The sequence below is a fragment of the Enterococcus italicus DSM 15952 genome, assembly GCF_000185365.1.
In the GTDB taxonomy this organism is placed as follows: Bacteria; Bacillota; Bacilli; order Lactobacillales; family Enterococcaceae; genus Enterococcus_G; species Enterococcus_G italicus.
The window spans coordinates 1,013,792-1,031,639 of record NZ_GL622241.1 but is presented as its reverse complement, the minus strand read 5'-3'; the positions used below and the strand labels follow the sequence as shown (position 1 = coordinate 1,031,639).

Annotated in this window: 16 protein-coding genes; 4 read left to right on the top strand and 12 right to left on the bottom strand. The window is 37.8% G+C overall.

The genetic code is table 11. From position 1 onward, the window contains the following. Nucleotides 1–5: 5 nt before the first annotated feature. The 5 genes from HMPREF9088_RS04865 to HMPREF9088_RS04845 form a co-directional block, all read right to left on the bottom strand. Nucleotides 6–1,883, bottom strand: a complete 1,878-nt coding sequence (locus HMPREF9088_RS04865) for a cell division site-positioning protein MapZ family protein (RefSeq protein WP_007208038.1) — start codon at nucleotides 1,881–1,883, stop codon at nucleotides 6–8. Between the two features lie 278 nt (nucleotides 1,884–2,161). Next, the gene (rpoD, locus tag HMPREF9088_RS04860) at nucleotides 2,162–3,268 is read right to left on the bottom strand and encodes an RNA polymerase sigma factor RpoD (protein WP_007208037.1); all 1,107 of its coding nucleotides are present in this window, start codon (nucleotides 3,266–3,268) and stop codon (nucleotides 2,162–2,164) included. A 25-nt stretch (nucleotides 3,269–3,293) separates the two neighbouring features. Then, nucleotides 3,294–5,114 carry a DNA primase gene (gene dnaG / locus HMPREF9088_RS04855; RefSeq protein ID WP_040366436.1) on the bottom strand — a complete coding sequence of 607 codons (1,821 nt, stop codon included), beginning with the start codon at nucleotides 5,112–5,114 and terminating at the stop codon, nucleotides 3,294–3,296. Between the two features lie 151 nt (nucleotides 5,115–5,265). Then, on the bottom strand, nucleotides 5,266–6,096 hold the full coding sequence (locus HMPREF9088_RS04850) for a DUF368 domain-containing protein (RefSeq protein WP_007208035.1): 831 nt from the start codon (nucleotides 6,094–6,096) through the stop codon (nucleotides 5,266–5,268). Between the two features lie 19 nt (nucleotides 6,097–6,115). Further along, complete coding sequence (locus HMPREF9088_RS04845) at nucleotides 6,116–6,736, bottom strand: lysozyme family protein (RefSeq protein ID WP_007208034.1); 621 nt, start codon at nucleotides 6,734–6,736, stop codon at nucleotides 6,116–6,118. Nucleotides 6,737–6,970: 234 nt separating this feature from the next. Between HMPREF9088_RS04845 and HMPREF9088_RS04840 the strand changes: the two genes are divergently transcribed. Together HMPREF9088_RS04840 and mprF are read left to right on the top strand one after the other, a co-directional pair. Next, a complete protein-coding gene (locus HMPREF9088_RS04840; RefSeq protein ID WP_040366433.1) occupies nucleotides 6,971–7,702 on the top strand; it encodes an alpha/beta fold hydrolase in 732 nt (243 codons plus the stop codon). Continuing rightward, nucleotides 7,699–10,263 (top strand): bifunctional lysylphosphatidylglycerol flippase/synthetase MprF, encoded by a 2,565-nt coding sequence (gene mprF, locus HMPREF9088_RS04835; RefSeq protein WP_007208032.1) that lies wholly within the window; start codon nucleotides 7,699–7,701, stop codon nucleotides 10,261–10,263. The genes HMPREF9088_RS04840 and mprF overlap by 4 nt, the downstream gene beginning before the upstream one ends. Before the next feature lie 72 nt (nucleotides 10,264–10,335). On the opposite strand, the gene HMPREF9088_RS04830 is transcribed toward mprF, so the two are convergent. Next, nucleotides 10,336–11,328 (bottom strand): nucleoid-associated protein, encoded by a 993-nt coding sequence (locus HMPREF9088_RS04830; protein WP_007208031.1) that lies wholly within the window; start codon nucleotides 11,326–11,328, stop codon nucleotides 10,336–10,338. 122 nt (nucleotides 11,329–11,450) lie between these two features. Between HMPREF9088_RS04830 and HMPREF9088_RS04825 the strand changes: the two genes are divergently transcribed. After that, a complete protein-coding gene (locus tag HMPREF9088_RS04825; RefSeq protein ID WP_007208030.1) occupies nucleotides 11,451–11,735 on the top strand; it encodes a hypothetical protein in 285 nt (94 codons plus the stop codon). Between the two features lie 76 nt (nucleotides 11,736–11,811). Beyond that, the gene (locus HMPREF9088_RS04820) at nucleotides 11,812–12,414 is read left to right on the top strand and encodes a hypothetical protein (RefSeq protein WP_007208029.1); all 603 of its coding nucleotides are present in this window, start codon (nucleotides 11,812–11,814) and stop codon (nucleotides 12,412–12,414) included. Between the two features lie 163 nt (nucleotides 12,415–12,577). Here the strand turns inward: HMPREF9088_RS04820 and phoU are convergent, their stop codons facing one another. The 6 genes from phoU to HMPREF9088_RS04790 all read right to left on the bottom strand — a co-directional run bounded on the left by phoU (nucleotide 12,578) and on the right by HMPREF9088_RS04790 (nucleotide 17,645). After that, nucleotides 12,578–13,258 carry a phosphate signaling complex protein PhoU gene (gene phoU / locus HMPREF9088_RS04815; protein WP_007208028.1) on the bottom strand — a complete coding sequence of 227 codons (681 nt, stop codon included), beginning with the start codon at nucleotides 13,256–13,258 and terminating at the stop codon, nucleotides 12,578–12,580. Between the two features lie 15 nt (nucleotides 13,259–13,273). Continuing rightward, a complete protein-coding gene (gene pstB / locus HMPREF9088_RS04810) occupies nucleotides 13,274–14,032 on the bottom strand; it encodes a phosphate ABC transporter ATP-binding protein PstB (RefSeq protein WP_040366430.1) in 759 nt (252 codons plus the stop codon). An 18-nt stretch (nucleotides 14,033–14,050) separates the two neighbouring features. Next, nucleotides 14,051–14,857 carry a phosphate ABC transporter ATP-binding protein PstB gene (gene pstB / locus HMPREF9088_RS04805; protein WP_007208026.1) on the bottom strand — a complete coding sequence of 269 codons (807 nt, stop codon included), beginning with the start codon at nucleotides 14,855–14,857 and terminating at the stop codon, nucleotides 14,051–14,053. Between the two features lie 10 nt (nucleotides 14,858–14,867). Beyond that, a complete protein-coding gene (pstA, locus tag HMPREF9088_RS04800; RefSeq protein ID WP_007208025.1) occupies nucleotides 14,868–15,755 on the bottom strand; it encodes a phosphate ABC transporter permease PstA in 888 nt (295 codons plus the stop codon). Then, a complete protein-coding gene (pstC, locus tag HMPREF9088_RS04795; protein ID WP_007208024.1) occupies nucleotides 15,755–16,675 on the bottom strand; it encodes a phosphate ABC transporter permease subunit PstC in 921 nt (306 codons plus the stop codon). The genes pstA and pstC overlap by 1 nt, the downstream gene beginning before the upstream one ends. 115 nt (nucleotides 16,676–16,790) lie before the next feature. Next, entirely contained in the window at nucleotides 16,791–17,645 is an 855-nt protein-coding gene (locus HMPREF9088_RS04790) for a phosphate ABC transporter substrate-binding protein PstS family protein (protein ID WP_007208023.1), read from the bottom strand. Nucleotides 17,646–17,848 lie beyond the last annotated feature (203 nt).

Here is a 17,848-nt window from a genome sequence, read left to right as displayed (position 1 = left end):
ACGGTTTAATTTGATCCATTGCCTTTAAAATAGCCTGTTTTTGCATTGATTGTTGCGATATACATAGGTAACGCCTTGGCACTAATCGTTTTCATTAGTGATGATTCATTATTCATGGCGTATAGGTTGTAATACCCTTCGCCGTTTTCAATTCGAACTCGTTCCAAATAAAAGCCATTTTGAACAATATACCCTTTTGCAATAGCACGATTAATGACGAAATCATACATCCCAGCTCCCCAATTCCAGGCAGAGCTAGAAGAATTAGCCAAATCACTTTTACGAGAATCAATAATCGGGCGATTTTCTTTATTGGTCGCGGTATTTGTACTTAAGATCTGCGTTGATTCACTATAGGTTGTATTGGCAGCTATTTTAGCTAGTAAAGTGGCTTGTGTTTGAGCGGCTTGCTCCTCTGCTGCTTTTTGTTTGGCTGCTTGCTCTTGAGCGGCTTGCTCAGCAGCAACCTTTTCACGGGCAGTTTTCTCAGCTGCAGCTCGTTTCGTTAGCGCAGTTTGCACGGGTGTAATTTGGGTTTGTAGCTTCGCCTTTAGGTCCTCATCATACAACGTTGTTAGTTGTTTTTTGACATCGTCATAGCTTGTTTGGTTGACCGTAGCTGCTACTGTCCCATTGGATAACTGATCGGTTAAGTGAGTGACATTTGCCATGACTGATTTCGCATTTGCGATCTCTTTTTCAGCGACTGTAACGGCTTTATTGTATGTCTCTTCAAAAGTAGAGTTCCCAGTTAATTTTGAAAATGTAGCGGTATCCACATTTTTTACATGTGCATCTGTCTGAATTTCGCCATTAACCAATATAGGGCTCGTAAATTTTTCATTCAAAGCTTCGACTTGTGTTAATTTTTCTTGCGCATCTGCTAGCACTTGTTTGATATCCTTATAGCCTGCTACTTTTTTTAGTAAACTTAATCGATTGTCTAAATTGGAAATTTGAGTGGCAGTGGTGGTATCTTTTAGCAATTGTTGTTGATCATCAGTAAATAATTCAGTAACCTCAGAGGCAATACTAGCTAATTGAGCCTTCTCTTTGGCTTCTTGCTCCCTCTCTGCTTGCGCGACTGCTTGAACATGGTTGTAATACGCTCCACCAGTAATTCCAACTGCTAAGACTGCTGCCAAAGCATACCATTTACGCTTTGGATGTTTTTTCTTTTGCAGTGATTGGCGCGTTCTTTCTGTCTCTGGTTCACTAACTTGATGCTCTGCAATCGGCTGCTCGTTTTTAGCTACAGCAGTTTGATTGACTACCGTTTCTTCAACCGTTGATTCAGCGGGTGCCTCCAATTCGGCTGTCTCAGCAGCTTCCACTTGCTGAGAATCGCTCTCCACCTCAACAGTTGGTAATGTTGGCTCACTAGCATCTTCGTTTGTTGTTTCTTCATCTGCTTCTTCATCTGGTTCCACAATAGTTTCTTCAGCTTGCAGTTCCTCTTGGTACTCTTCAGCATCTTCGTTTGACATAATGATAGCGTCTTTTGGATCATCATCCAATGAAGTAGGTGAATCTGTCACTTTTTCTGCGGTTTCTTTTTCCTTGACTAGCTCTTCAATTTTCTTTAAGGCCTCGACTTGAGTCCCTTCCTTATGGCCACGTAAATAGGTCGCTAGAATCGGGTTATCTTCAAATAATTTTTCAACTGACTCCTCCATTGAATCTGAAGCTTGTTCGTCCATTGCATCAGTATGACTGGAATCTGTAAATTTATCTAATTGCTCCATCACCTCGCCAAGCGAAAGGTCTTTTAAATCAGACCAGTTGATATCATCATTTTGCTTTTCTGATTGATAGTCGGGCGATTTAGCAGTATCATTCTTTTTTTCTTGTTTCTCTTTTTCTTCCTTTGGGTAGTTACTCATAACTCTTTGGACCACTCCTTTAGCAAACTACTAATAATCCTATCATACACTAAAAAACAGGGCAGTAAAAGATGGGCCTTTCACCAATTTTGATTGTGTTACATTTTTTACTTTAAAACCATATCATGTGACATCAATCGTTTTGTCCGGATAATTTGACAAAATGGTCAGAGTAGTTACTAAGACAAAAAGACCAGTAAATCCAAAAGTTTGAGAAACAACTTCTGGATTTTCTGATCTTTTGCGTTTAGCTGAGTCTGTCTTAGCTTCTTTACAAACTATTCAAGAAAATCTTTTAATTGTTTTGAACGAGAAGGATGGCGTAATTTTCTTAGTGCTTTGGCTTCGATTTGTCGAATCCGTTCTCTTGTTACACCAAATACTTTTCCAACTTCTTCTAACGTTCTTGTCCGGCCATCGTCAATACCAAAACGTAGTCGTAACACATTTTCTTCGCGATCTGTTAGTGTATCCAACACATCTTCTAATTGTTCTTTTAGTAATTCATAAGCAGCGTGTTCTGCTGGACTAGTTGCATCTTGGTCTTCAATGAAATCCCCTAGATGTGAATCATCCTCTTCACCAATCGGCGTTTCAAGTGACACAGGCTCTTGTGCTATCTTTAGAATTTCTCTTACTTTTTCTGTAGATAAATCCATTTCTGCGCCGATTTCTTCCGGTGTTGGTTCTCTACCTAAATCTTGCAATAATTGTCTTTGAATACGAATTAATTTATTAATAGTTTCTACCATATGGACTGGGATTCTGATAGTGCGAGCTTGGTCGGCAATCGCACGAGTGATGGCTTGACGAATCCACCAAGTAGCATAAGTTGAGAATTTGAATCCTTTACGGTAATCAAACTTTTCAACAGCTTTCATTAGACCCATATTTCCTTCTTGTATCAAGTCTAAAAATTGCATACCACGACCAACATAGCGTTTGGCGATACTTACAACCAAACGTAAATTGGCTTCTGCCAATCGTTGCTTTGCTTCTTGATCGCCTTCTTCAATTTTTAGGGCTAGTTCTACTTCTTCTGCGGCAGTTAGAAGTGGCACACGACCAATTTCTTTTAAGTACATCCGAACAGGATCATTTATCTTCACGCCAGTTGGAGCCGATAAATCTTCTTGTTGGACAGTTTTTTCTTGTTTGCTTGCATTTTTCAAGCTGTGAACAGATGGTTCGCCATTTTCATCAACAACACTAATTCCAGCATCTTCAATTTTTTGAATCAATTGATCCATTTGATCTGCATCTAAATTATGAGGTGTTGCTAGTTGATTGGTCAATTGATCATAGACAACTTGCCCATTCGGCTTGTTTTTGCGAATAAATTCTTTTACTGCTTGTTCATACGTTGCGTTTGTTTCTTTTGTCATGAAAGATGCCCCCTTCGGTGCTTGCTTAATCTACGTTCTTTAATCTACGGGTGAGATCAATAATCTCCATTGCTAGTGTTACTTGCAATTGTGCATCACTTACGTTTGATGCGTGTCGTAACTCTTGTTGCTTTTGATTGATTTGTTGCTGATATGCAGCCATTTTAAGCTGCCTCATCAAATCATGAAATTCTTGTTCGGAACCTTCTTCTGAAAGATTGGCTGAGCCAATGGCAATCATCAATGTTTTTAACGAATCTTTTTGCAAAAAATCTAAAAATTTTGCAAAATCAAACGTCTCATTTACATCTAAATAAGTATCTAAAAGAACAAAAAGTTCTTGATAGTGATCCTCAGGAAATACACCGTCTTGTTGTTTAAACTTGGTGCGATACAAACTGTCATTTGTCATCCGAAATAATAGTAGCTCTTCGGCTTTTTGTAATTGCGTTTTCCGTTGCTGAATAGATCTTTGCGAAGGAACTGACTGTGCACCAGTATGACTTTGTGGTGCCATTTTTTTTCGGCTTTCTCGTTTGACTACTTGCAATTGTTGGACTAGGGTCGCACGTTGAATGTCAAACTGGTTAGCAATTTTGGTCAGATAGCCATCTTGCTCTAAAATTGAATCGACATACGTAAGCTCTTTTAAAAGCTGCTCCAAATAGGACAATTTTTCCTGTTCATTCTCCAAATGAAATTGTGTTGCGAGGTAATCCATCGTGAATAGAAAAGGCGTCAGTTGCTGATGCTTCATTGCTTGTACAAATGAATCGCCGCCATATTTACGAATATACTCATCTGGATCTAGCTTTTCAGGAAGTAGTAGAGTGGTTAGCTTTAGCCGGCTATGCTCTCTTAATAACTGAACCCCTCGCATAGTTGCATTTTGACCAGCCTGATCGCCATCGTAGCAAAAGATAAGTTGCGCTGCGAGTTGCTCCATTTGACGGATCTGTTGTTCGGTGAGACTGGTTCCCATGGACGCTACGCCGTTTGTAACCCCAGCTTGCCAAGCTGCAATCACGTCCATAAATCCTTCAAACAATACGATCGTATTTTCTTTTCGAATGGTTGCCTTCGCTTTGTCTAAATTAAAGAGGACATCTCTTTTGTTAAAAATCGATGTTTCAGGAGAATTTAAATACTTTGGCTGATCGGAGATCTCTTCATTTTCAAATTCAAACCACCTTCCCGAAAAGGCAATCGTCTTACCTTGTGGGTTTCGGATTGGAAACATAATACGCTGATAAAATCGATCGATTAAAGAGTGATCATCTTTTTCTACAAAAAGACCCGAATTAGGAAAAGCATCAGGCGCTAACGATTCATTTCGAAAAATGCGCTCCAAAAATGTTCGTTGTGGTGGCGCAAAACCGATTTGAAACTCTTGAATTAATTCATCCGTCAGCCCTCTTTGATGCAAATAGTCTAATGGTTGCTGCCCCACTTCAGTATTCACCAAAATATGATGATAAAACTGCATTGCTTTATCATGCAGTACCAGTAAGGGTGACGATTCAACTGTACCTGGCTGCGATACGCGTAAAGCATGGTCGATGGGAATTTGTTCAAGATCAGCTACTTTTAAAACGGCTTCAGCAAAAGAAAGATGATCAATTTCTTCGATAAAGCGAAAAACATTGCCTCCTTTTCCGCAACCAAAACAATGAAAAATTTGCTTGTCTTCTGCAACACTAAAAGAAGGCGTTTTTTCATTATGAAATGGACATAGACCTAGGTAATTTTTACCTGCTTTTTTTAGCTGGACATATTGACCAATAATTTCAACAATATTGGCTTGCTCCCTGATAGAATCAACGACAGTCGAAGGTATCTTCGCCAAAAAAATCACCTCCATCCAACTCGAAATACATAGAAAAACTTCGGTAAAAAATCGCACTAATCAAATTAGCGCGATTTATCGTTTGTTTTTTTTACTCTTTCTATCATAACATATTTTTTACAAGTGGCAAGTTTTTTTGCTTAATGTCTTCTTATTTATAGGTTTCTTCCAAATGACTCATCCAACTTCCTAATAGACAACCTAAAAGAAACAACACAAAGCAACTTAGATAGCCTAGTGCACTCATTCCGGCGTAGTTCGTAGGAATAATCATAACCGTAGATGCAAAAACAATTCCTAAAATAAAATGAAACAGCTGGGCGTATGCTTTACTAAAAATATAATCCATCACTTTTGACAATGCTAAAACAGTTACCAAGCCACCTACAGCGATAGGCAAAATAACGCCTAGATTGACCGTCTTAATTCCATCGGACATTGCTTTGTACATCCCCATATAAACTAAAAAATTGGAAGGACTTAGACCTGGAACAATCATCCCCAATCCAATTAAGGCACCGGCGATCACCCATGTAAAGGTATTTTGCTCCACAGTTCCAAAAAGTGCGGCTCCTTTCCATAAAAACAACCAACCGACAAAAAACGTTACTGCAAAAATAATTAATTCGCGGTTCGTTCGTCCTTTCTTGCCTGCTTCCTTCCATAAAGAAGGAACAGTTCCAACAATACAGCCGACGAAAAACCATAAAATAATTGTTTCATAATTTCCTAGTAAAAAACTTACCGCAAAAGACAAAACAAAAACACCCGCAATCCCACCAAGACCAACTGGTAAGAAGTAGCGAACATTCTCTTTGAAGTCTCGTGTAATGTGCGCTAAGAAAGAAATAATGCGTTCATAAATGCCAAAAATAGCTGCGAGTGCCCCGCCGCTCACACCTGGTAGAATAAATCCTGATCCGATAAACATCCCCTTGATAAATCGTAACACCCAATCGTTCTTATGGTTTTGCTCTTTCATAATTTCCCCCTAACAAGATTTAAAAAAAGATAGTCGTCCATTGTATTTTATAAAGATTCCATTGGACTAAATCTGCATAAAACATATTACCACCATTATGGTATAAATAGCCACCGTTGTAAATAAAGGATCGCCAAGCGTAATAGCGATACTTCGTCTGTTCTTCATTACCCAATTTTGGTGAAAGAACATCTCTTGAATACGTTTCAGCTAACTCAACCGTCGTTTTCCCACCATTTTCTTTCACATAGGAAATGTAATCCAATCCAAAATTATAGGCTTGAACAGCCGTCCAAATATCGACATCTGCTTCTTTGGCCTGTTTGATTGCTTTGGCTAAAAAAAGTACACCTTGTTTGATACTTTGTTCTGAGGCAGTAATTGTTCCTGCTGTATTCGTCAGACTTTCAGAACTCTGCATCGGATCATTGCCAAGACCTTTTGACTCCGTATAAATAATACTGAGCGCCAGATCCCGGTATTCTGAAATACCATGTGCTTTAGTCTCTGTCGTCACCAATTCATCAAAAGTATGAACTTGTTTTAAAATTTTATAGTTTCGATAACCAATTGCACTGACACTAATCACCAAGAGGAAAAGAATACCTCGGACAATAAATTGTTTGCTTTTTTTCTTCAAAACACTGTACCAACCTTTTTTGTTTCGCTATACACTTTTTATAGGGTACCTTGCAATAAGAGCTCTGTCTATCATTTCTCTCCTTTCACTTATAATCTTTATAAAAAAAATAAGGCCTTATACCATATCTTACGATAATGTTCGCCACTCATGCTGTTATTCCTCGGAAAAAATCGCTATACTAAACGTATCCTCAATTTAGATAATCGTATTTTAGTAAAAGGAAGTTTTATTATGGAGCATGGCATAGTCAAGTCAATCATTCTATCAGATAAAAGTGTATTAGCCTATGAAATTTTCGGAACCGGCTTCCCCTTTATCTTACTACATGGAAACGGCAATGATCGTACCTATTTTGCCAATCAAATTCCTTTTTTTGCCAAGCAATTTAAGGTCATTGTCGTAGATAGCCGCGGTCATGGGAAGTCGACAGGTGAACTGAGTCAACTCTCTTATCGATTGATGGCAAACGATTTATATGAATTATTTCAAGCAGAACATTTGAAACAGGCCTATATCTTAGGATTTAGTGATGGAGCGAATGTCGCCATGGCTTTTAGCGCGAGTTACCCAAATAAAGTCACCAAGCTTGTTTTAAATGCCGGTAATTATTCGGTTTCCGGTGTCAAACTAGGTGTTCGAATTTTGACGGACATGCAGTACGCCTTGGTCAAATTTCTGGGACTTTTTTCATCCCATTTCAAAAAAAGAAAACATATCGTTCACTTGATGGTAGCCCCAACCGGCCTATCGAAAGAGATGCTAAAAAAAATTACTGCCAATACACTAGTAATCGTCGGCAAAAAAGATATTATCAAAATTGAGCACTCAATGGCTATCGCCTCAACGATACCAAAGGCGACCTTTGTGCTCATTCCAAATCAAGGGCACTTATTAGCAAAGAAATTACCAAATGTTTTTAATGAAGAAGTTTTGCACTTTTTAGTGGGGGGAGAATCATCTTGAAAAAAGCAATACAAGTGATAAACAAGCATGCCAAATTTTTAAAAGGAATGTTTATTTTAATTGTATCGGTCCTCGTTGTGGCGCAGTTATTGTCTATTTTTAACAGTCTGTCTATCGATAAATTCCAATCCATTCTCGATAATGTAAGTTGGTGGAAATTTGTTATTATTTTGCTCGTCGGATTGCTTTCGATTGTACCGATGACTGGCTATGATTTTACTTTGAAAAAAATGGTCCAACTTGACTATTCAAAACGCTATATTTTCGAAGCGAGTTGGATTATTAATACCATTAATAATTTAGCCGGTTTTGGAGGATTGGTGAGCGTTGGTTTACGGAATGAATTCTTCCGTAAAGGAGCAAAAGATCAACGAATTATTGGGGCATTAACAAAAATATTAGTATTTGTACTATCTGGTCTATCCATTTATAGTTTATTTTTCTTCGTGTTGACACAATTTTTTGCCCTTTCTGACTATGTCAAACAGTACTGGATTTGGTTATTGGGCGCAGGACTTTATTTCCCGATTGTCTTTTTAATTGCACGTAGGAAAAAAGACGGTCTATTAACAGGACTATCTTTAGAAAATCGGTGGCGTTTAATCGGAACCTCTTTCTTTGAATGGACAGGGATGATTGTGACCTTCTCGGTTATTGGTTATTTTTTGGATAGTCCAATACCTTTAAATGATTCCATTCCGTTATTTATTGCAGCAACTGTAATTGGGATTGTGTCCATGATTCCAGGCGGACTAGGTAGCTTTGATGTTATGATCATTCTTGGCTTTTCTTCAATGGGGTTACCTCGTGAGACTGTTGTGCTTTGGTTGCTTTTGTATCGGGTCGCTTATTATTTCTTGCCATTTTTATTAGGTGCCTTACTCTTTTCTAAGCACTTATTTACTAAACTTGATGAAAAATATAACAGTGTTCCTTCTCAATTAGCTGTAGAACTGTTTCATAAATTAATTGTCGGACTGCTTTACTTCTCTGGTATGTTAATGATTTTAGTCGCGACCATTCCAGAGGCATTTACCACCAACAAATGGTTGGAACATTTGAATCCTTTCCGTCTCCATATCATCGCTCAATTCCCAAGTATCTTATTAGGCTTTTCACTCTTAATCATGGGCCGTGGGATGGCTGCAAGAGTCAAGAGAGCCTATTGGCCGACGATTATTCTTTTAGTTGTGACAATTTTTTATGCCTTCATAACTGACTTTAGTCTCTTTACTGTTAGCTACTTTGTTTTACTTCTCATTTTGGTCATTGTTTCTAAATCTGAGCTGTATCGTGAGCAATTGGTGTATTCATGGGAGTGGTTGACTATGGACGGGTTAATCTATGGTATTTTGACCGTTCTATATCTGATTATTGGCTTTTATAATTTACCTAGTTTTTCCAATCATTTCCAGCGTCATCATATATTAAGACCCGGCTCATTTTTACTCTTCCCTTCTGAAAAAGCTTGGTTTTCAGGATTTATTGCCATTATGGTCGTAATTGTCTTCCTATCGTTGTTCACGCGCTATTTAAGAGGAGAGAAGAAAAAAGTCGGTACTGCATTAAATGAAGCTGTAGCAAGTCAAATTTTAACTACATATGGTGGCAATATAGATAGTGAATTAATCTTTTTACGAGACAAAGAAATGTATACTTACTACAAAGACGATGAGCCGACAGTCTTTCTGCAATTTCGTACGATAAATAATAAATGTATCGTAATGGGCAATCCATCTGGGAAAAAAGACGACTTCACTGCCGCTCTGAAGGCCTTCATATTTGATTGCGATGTGTTAGGATATTTACCTGTGTTTTACGAAGTTAGCGAAAAGACAGTCCTCACTATGCACGAATTTGGTTACGATTTTATCAAAATGGGCGAAGAAGCCTTGGTTGATTTGCAAAGTTTTTCTCTCGCAGGTAAGAAACAACGAGGTGCTCGTTCCTTAATGAATCGTTTGACCAAAGAGGGGTACGCGTTCGAAGTGGTTCAACCACCTTTTTCTGCTGAGAACATGCAAGCCCTTAAAGCAATTTCAGATAGCTGGCTTGAAGGGCGCAAAGAAAAAGGATTCTCTTTAGGATTTTTTGATGAAGCCTATTTGCAACGAAATCCAATTGCCTTAGTCAAAAATCAAGCGGGAGAGATTGTGTCCTTTGCAAATATTATTCCAACATATACAAAAGAAAGTGCCACCATCGATTTGATGCGTCACCATAAGGAGAATGCCCCTGCTGGCAGCATGGATTTTCTATTTATCCATCTATTTGAGTATTTAAAAGAAGAAGACATTCAGTATTTTAACTTAGGTATGGCGCCCTTATCCAATGTCGGCAAATACCGTAGTAGCTTTATTCAAGAGCGCATAGCAGCGTTCGTCTACGAATTTGGTTCTGAATTGTATTCATTCCAAGGACTACGAGAATACAAGTCAAAATATGCCAGTTTATGGAATCCTAGATATACATTGTATTCAAGAGATAGTTGGATTTTGTATGTGATTATTGCCTTATTAATCGTCGACAATCAAAAAAACGATGACTCCTTAAAAAAATAATTAACTAGTCGTAAAAAGGCCACCTCATCTTCCGGATGGGATGGCCTTTTTAGTGCTGACACGCTACTTCTTTTAATCTTGCACAATCTGATCTTTTAAAATCACAGAGAGGGTTCCGTCCGGTTGTTGGACAAACTCGACGACGTTCGGATCACGATATAATTCCATTGGGATAATTACTTCAATTCCATTAGCCAATTTAATTTTTTGCTTCTCAAATTTTTTCGCAGAAACTTTTTCAATATTGTGGATGGTCGGTATATCGTCATGGACACCTTTTTCAGCGACTTCCTCTATAAATGCTTTTTGCGCAATTGGATTGTCTTGGAAAACGTGTTGCGCAATTTTTTCAACAGACGTCTCTTCTTCTTCAACAAAGGAGGTCGCCAACACATCTTGAACTGTCGCCTGAAATGCAACACCCTCTTCAGAAAATTTTTCACCAACTTTTTTTGCTGTTTTTTCAAGAACGGTTACTTGTTGAGTAAAGGATAATTCGACTGGCGACTGCAAGACTTTCTCAGCTAAATATGCCATCTTTTTACCAGAAAACTCGTATTTTTTCTCGATTAGTTCAAATCGTTTCGTCGACAACTCAAGTAAAAATCCTTCACTAGCCGCTTGTGAAAGAGAAGGAATAAGAGCACGATGCATGAGTAAATCCGTAAAAAAAGTTTGCTCATTGGATTCAATCGCATGCGTGAAGCCCGTTTGATAATCCATTTTTAGAAATGCTAGATGGGACGTCTCTTCTCGTTCAAATGACACAATAAGAACATCACAGCTTGGCGCTCCTTCACTTTCTACATAACACTGATACCAACGCTCGACTACTTGCTGATTTAATGCGGCAAAATTGTCCTGATTAGACATGATCAGCTCATTAACAATACTAGTAGGTGATAAATACCCCGTCTGTGCTTTAGCATTGCTAATCTTCGTAATTTTTTTCTCAATAAATTCTCTAATAAATTCTTTGGATAAATCTAACGCTACACTAGAAAAGATAGGTAGGCCTGCTTCACGATCAATCACGTGTAAGTAGGCACTCTTTAAGTAAATCATGACACATGTTCTCTCCTTCTATGAAATAAACATCATTATACCATACGTTCCATCTACAATTTCGTTACATCCTTTGACTTTTCTCCTATCTCCTTGATACAATTTCTTTAGAGGTGATTACGATGAATATTCAAAATCGACTAGAAAACATCCCCACTCAAGTCAAACAAGCATTGCAACCATCATTTATTTTTTTGATAAATGAGGACATAATCCAACATTTTCCTATTCGCCAATGGCAGGCCGGCCAAATTCTCGCCGAAATTCAGCGGCAATTAGGCCCGAATTATGAAAGTTCTAGTTGGCATAATTATTTGATTTGTTGGAATGCACAAAAAACCAAACTTTTAATCATCCCCAGATATCAAACCATCACATCTTTAAAAAAAGAATTTGATTCTCATTAAATTTTCATTATCTAAAAAAAATCTGTTCAAATAGTTTTTTTTTCATATAATCAAATGGTATTGAAAGGGGAACATCATGAAAAAGAAACAATTAGCTAAATTAAAACAACAATTTCGCCCATCTTTTACGGATGCTCGGCAACAACTTTTCCATAAAATGGAAGAGAAAGCACAAGAAGACTATCAATTGAATCTTCGTGTTTTCCTAAATGGTACGGAAGGTCATGAGATGCGCATTGAATTGCTGCAACCAACCGAACGCGATCAGCAAATCAAAGTACCACTGGATGAAAATTTTACAACGGTGGTAAAACGAATCCAAAACCAAGAAAAAGGCTTATTGGATCGTTTTAGTGCTAATTTAGTAGAAGAAGTGGCAAGTTATTGGATTCCAGAACAAACACGATCAACACCAACAATTGCAACAACAGATGGTGAAAAAACGACAGCATTCATTAAAGAAATCGAGAGCTTCCCTAAATTCACTGTTAAAGAATCCGATACTTCACTAGAAATCTATGAAGAAACAGCGAAAGAACCTCGCTTGCTTGCTTCCGTATCTAAAGTAGAAGAAAACACACGGGTGATTGAGTCCGCATTGGAAAGAAAATACAAGCTAAAACTAGAAGTCATCCCAGTTATTGATGCCTATGCAGCAGTGCCATTAGCTGAAAGATAAAAGTTTATATCTGACACAACACTGTTCAACTACAAGTAAAAAAGCCATAAAATCCAAAAGTTTTATCTCGAACTTTTGGATTTTATGGCTTTTTTACTTGTAACTCTACTTCAAGCCTTTTTGGTTTAGTAGCAGAAACGTAGCTAAAGTCCAACTACTAGGGTTATTCTCTTTTTGGTTCTTGACTTGATCCAAGCTCAGTAATTTTACCTGTTGCTAAATACACTATCCATTCACAAATATTGGTTACGTAATCACCAATACGTTCAAGATATTGCGCTACATATAAATACTCCGTACCGCTAATCACTGTCTCAGGATTTTCTTTCATAGAATCAATTGTCATATAATAAATATCATTATAATATTTATTCACCTTTTCATCCATCTGTGCAATCATCCGTGCATCTTTTTGATCTGTCTTCACATATGCAACCAATACATTATCTACCATTTTTTTTACGTAATCAGACATATCAGAAATTTCTTTTTCTACTTCTGCAATGCGCTGTTGCCCTTTGACACGAATCGTTGATTTTGCAATCGAAACCGCATGATCTCCCATACGTTCTAAATCAGAGCTAGCTTTCATTACAGTGATAATATTTCTTAAGTCTGTCGTTACCGGTTGTTGCAATGCAATCATTTCAAAACTTCTTTTTTCAAGTGAAATTTCTAATTCATTGATGTGGTCGTCATATGCAATCACTTCTTTTGCTAATTGTTTGTCATGTTTGACATATGCTTTTACCGATTTATGAATCGCACTACTAACCATCATACCCATCTCGTAAAATTGATTATGCAAATTAAGTAAATCTTCTTCGAATTGTGAACGTAACATTTTTTCTCCTCCTAATTACCCAAATCTGCCTGAAATATAATCATTCGTTTCTTGCTTGCTAGGATCCAAGAATATTTTCTTGGTTGCATCGTATTCTATCAGACTGCCGTTCAGAAAAAAAGCAGTCTTATCTGAAATACGAGAAGCTTGTGACATATTATGCGTCACGATGACCATTGTGTACTTGCTCTTTAATTCCAACAATGTATTTTCTATTTTGCCTGATGAAACTGGATCCAGGGCACTAGTCGGTTCATCAAGTAAAATAATTTTCGGATTAACGGCTAAAACTCTAGCAATACATATCCGTTGCTGCTGACCACCAGAAAATGACAGTGCGCTTTTGTGCAAATTGTCTTTTGTTTCTTCCCAGACAGAAGCTGCTTTGAGGCTTTCTTCTACAACTTGATCAAGTAACTGCTTGTCCTTTACACCTTTTAAACGTAAGCCATAAACAACATTTTCATAGACTGAAAAAGGAAATGGATTGGGTTGTTGAAAAACCATACCAATTTCTTTACGTAGTTCAACAGTATCCATCTTCGGACTATAAATATCCTTGTCACCATAAACAATACTACCAGTTATCGTAACATTAGGAATCAAATCATTCATCCGATTTAAACATCGTAAATAAGTCGATTTCCCACAACCTGACGGACCGATCATCGCCGTAATTTCATTTTGGTAAATTGCCAGGTCAATCCCTTTTAATGCCTCTTTTTTCCCGTAGTACAAATGCAAATCTTTTGAACTAATCATTGGTTTTGTCATTATTTTGCTAACCTCCATCTACCCAAAATGTCCAGAAACATAGTCTTCCGTCGCTTTTATTTTTGGTCTCGTAAATATCTTGCGGGTATCATCATATTCAATCGCATAGCCTAAGTAGAAGAAGGCTGTGTAATCACTAATCCGTGCCGCCTGTTGCATATTATGGGTGACGATTATGATGGAGTAATCTTTTTTTAGATTAATTAACGTTTCTTCAACAGTACTTGTCGAAATTGGATCGAGCGCGCTCGCTGGTTCATCTAATAATAAAATATCTGGTTTCATAGCAATTGCACGGGCGATACACAATCTTTGTTGTTGCCCACCTGACAGAGCATGAGCACTTTGATGTAAACTATCTTTTACTTGATCCCATAGTGCAGCCTGCTTCAGACTCGTTTCAACAATCTCATCCAATTTTTTCTTATCTTTTTCACCATGTCTTTTAAGTGCAAAGGTAATATTTTCATAAATAGATTTGCTAAATGGATTTGGACGTTGAAACACCATTCCGATTCGTTTACGCATTTCATAAACGTCCACTTCTTTTGAATTTACGTCAACATTCTTATAAATAATTTCTCCTGTTACTGTCGTGTTAGGAATTTCATCATTCATACGATTCAAACTACGTAAGTAAGTCGATTTTCCACATCCAGACGGACCAATTAAGGCTGTAATTTTATTTTTTTCAAAGGGGAGGTCTACCCCTTTTATCGCTTCATTTTTGCCATAAAAAACATGAAGATCTTTGGTTTCTATAATAATTTCTTCGGGCTTTTTCAACTCGATGATATGACGATCTGCTAAATTATACTCTTTCATACTCTTCTCCTTATGCTGCCGAAGTCATTTTTTTGTACAGGCGTTTGCCTATTGCACGTGCGCCAAAGTTAAACGCTAGTACTGCTAAAATCAACACTGCTGAAGCACCTGCCGAAATCGCATCGCCATCAGGTTTTGTCCCCTCTGAATTCACCTTCCAAATATATACAGCTAACGTTTCCGCTTGACGGAAGATATTCAGTGGACTTGCAGCACTCAATGGATTCCAGTTGCTAAAATCCAATGCAGGTGCACTTTGACCTGCTGTGTAAATAAGCGCAGCGGCCTCACCAAAAATTCGACCAGAACTTAAAATTACGCCCGTCAAAATACCCGGGGTAGCCTCAGGAACAATCACGCGTAATACTGTTTCCCATCGTGACAGACCTAAAGCTAAGCCTGCTTCACGCTGAGTTGCTGGGATAGCTCGTAATGATTCTTCAACATTTCTTGTCAAAAGAGGCAAGTTGAAAAATGTCAGCGCTAATGCACCTGAAATAATCGAGAAGCCATATTGAAATTGTAAAACAAAGACCAAGAAACCGAACAAACCAACCACAACAGAAGGCAACGAACTAAGAATTTCAATCGATGTACGAATCACATCTGTCAGCCAATTTTGCTTCGCATATTCTGATAAATAAATACCAGCTCCCAATGAAATTGGAAAACTAATAATCATCGTTACAATTAATAAATAAAATGAATTAAAAAGCTGAATACCAATCCCACCACCGACTTGGTAAGCCTTAGATGGTTGGGTTAAAAATTCCCATGAAATATGAGGCAAGCCACGAACCAAAATGTATAGCAATAAGGCAGCTAAAATAATGACGATGACACCTGCTATGCTATAAAGAATTCCTGTAGCGATTTTATCTGCACGTTTTGCATTCATTATTTCATTGCCCCCTTCCGACCGATTAGGCGAATAATAATGTTAAATAATAATGACATCAAGAGTAAAATCAGTGCTAATGACCACAAGACATTATTTTCTAACGTCCCCATAATCGTATTTCCGATTCCCATCGTCAAAATAGAAGTCAAGGTGGATGCTGGCGTTGTTAGGCTAGTTGGAATAAGAGCAGCATTTCCGATAACCATTTGAATAGCCAGGGCTTCACCAAATGCGCGTGCCATTCCAAATACGACCGCTGTTAAAATACCTGGTACAGCCGCTCTAAGGACGACTTTGTACGTTGTTTGCCACCGAGTTGCACCCAATGCTAACGAGGCTTCTCGGTAATATCTAGGGACTGAATTTAATGCATCAACAGTCATCGTCGTTACTGTCGGTAAAATCATCACGAATAAGACAAAAGTACCTGCTAAAATACCAAATCCCGTACCACCAAATACCGATCGGATAGCAGGAACAATGACAGATAGTCCAATAAACCCATAAACAACAGAAGGGATACCGACTAACAATTCAATAACCGGTTGCAAAATCTTTTGACCCTGCTTAGGGGAAATTTCAACCATAAAGACAGCGGCACCAATAGCGAATGGTGTCGCTAGAATAGCTGATAGTAATGTAACGATAAAAGAGCCCAAAATCATCGGTAATGCACCGACTAATGCTTTACCATCTGATCCGACGACACTAGGGTTCCATTTTGATCCGAATAGAAAATCAAATACGTTGACCTTATTTACAAAGAAAGTGGCCAATCCTTTACTTGCTACAAAATAAAAAATTGACAATACAACCACAACAATCAATGCGATACAAAGAAAACTGATTGCTTTACCAAACTGCTCCATCTTAGAACGTTTTGATTTTTTCATTAACACTTTTTTTACATCTTCCACAAGAGGGTCCTCCTCAAAACTTTTTTCTCAGACTAAGTGTAATAGTTCAACATCAATTTCTATTAAACGTCTTGTAAGGGAATGATTAAGATTGTAAATTTTTTGTAAATAACGCTTAATTAATTAGATTTCCTTCCCAATCTCGTTGGACAGTCATTTTCGATACTGGAATGTACCCTAACTTAGTCACCAAATTTTCTTGGATCTCATCTGATAAAATGTATTCAATAAATGACTGCGTAAGTGAATCAGGACTTTTCTTGGTATACATATGTTCATATGACCAAATGATCCACTTATTGTCCATTACATTTTCATCAGTTGGTTTCACTCCATCAATTGACAGTGTTTGGACATCACTTGTAACGTACGAAAATGCAACATAACTAATCGCTCCCGCGGTATCTTTCACTATCTGACGTACCATTCCACTTGAATCTTGTTCTTGAGCTTGTTTGGCTTCTTGACCATCCATCACCCATTTTTCGAAAGTCGCTCTCGTTCCACTGCCAGATGCTCGGTTTAATAAGACAATTGGGGTATCTGTTCCACCCAGTTCCTTCCAGTTTGTGATTTCACCAGTAAAAACTTTTTTTAAGTTAGCTAAGGATATATTTTTTATCCCTACTTTTGGATTGACAATCGGTGTAATACCTACCACTGCTACACGGTGGTCTTCCAATTTCGTCGCATCAATGCCTGATTTTTCTTCAGCAAATAAATCTGAGTTACCGATTTCTACCGCACCTGCCTGCACTTGGCTCAATCCAGTACCACTCCCACCACCTTGAACATTGATAAATTTCCCAGGATTGTTGGATTGAAACTCTTCGGCAACGGATTCCACTAGTGGCTGCAAAGCAGATGAACCGACAGCAGTGATAGACTCTCCTTGATCTACCCATTTGGCGCACCCTGAAATAAGAATCGATAGTGAAAAAATTGTTGCCAAAAGTATTTTTTTAGTCATTTTATTAACTCCTTGTATGTATTCATAAATTTACTTATCTATTCATTTTAGCATCTTTTGAATGATTTTTAAATGTATCTCTTCTCAATAACTTGGCTTGCGAACGTTTCAATTGTCCTTTTTTCACTGACAAAAAGAAAGGGCTCTATAATATTTGGTGTTGTTACTCAAATAGAGTAGTGACATCAAATATTTTTTTATAA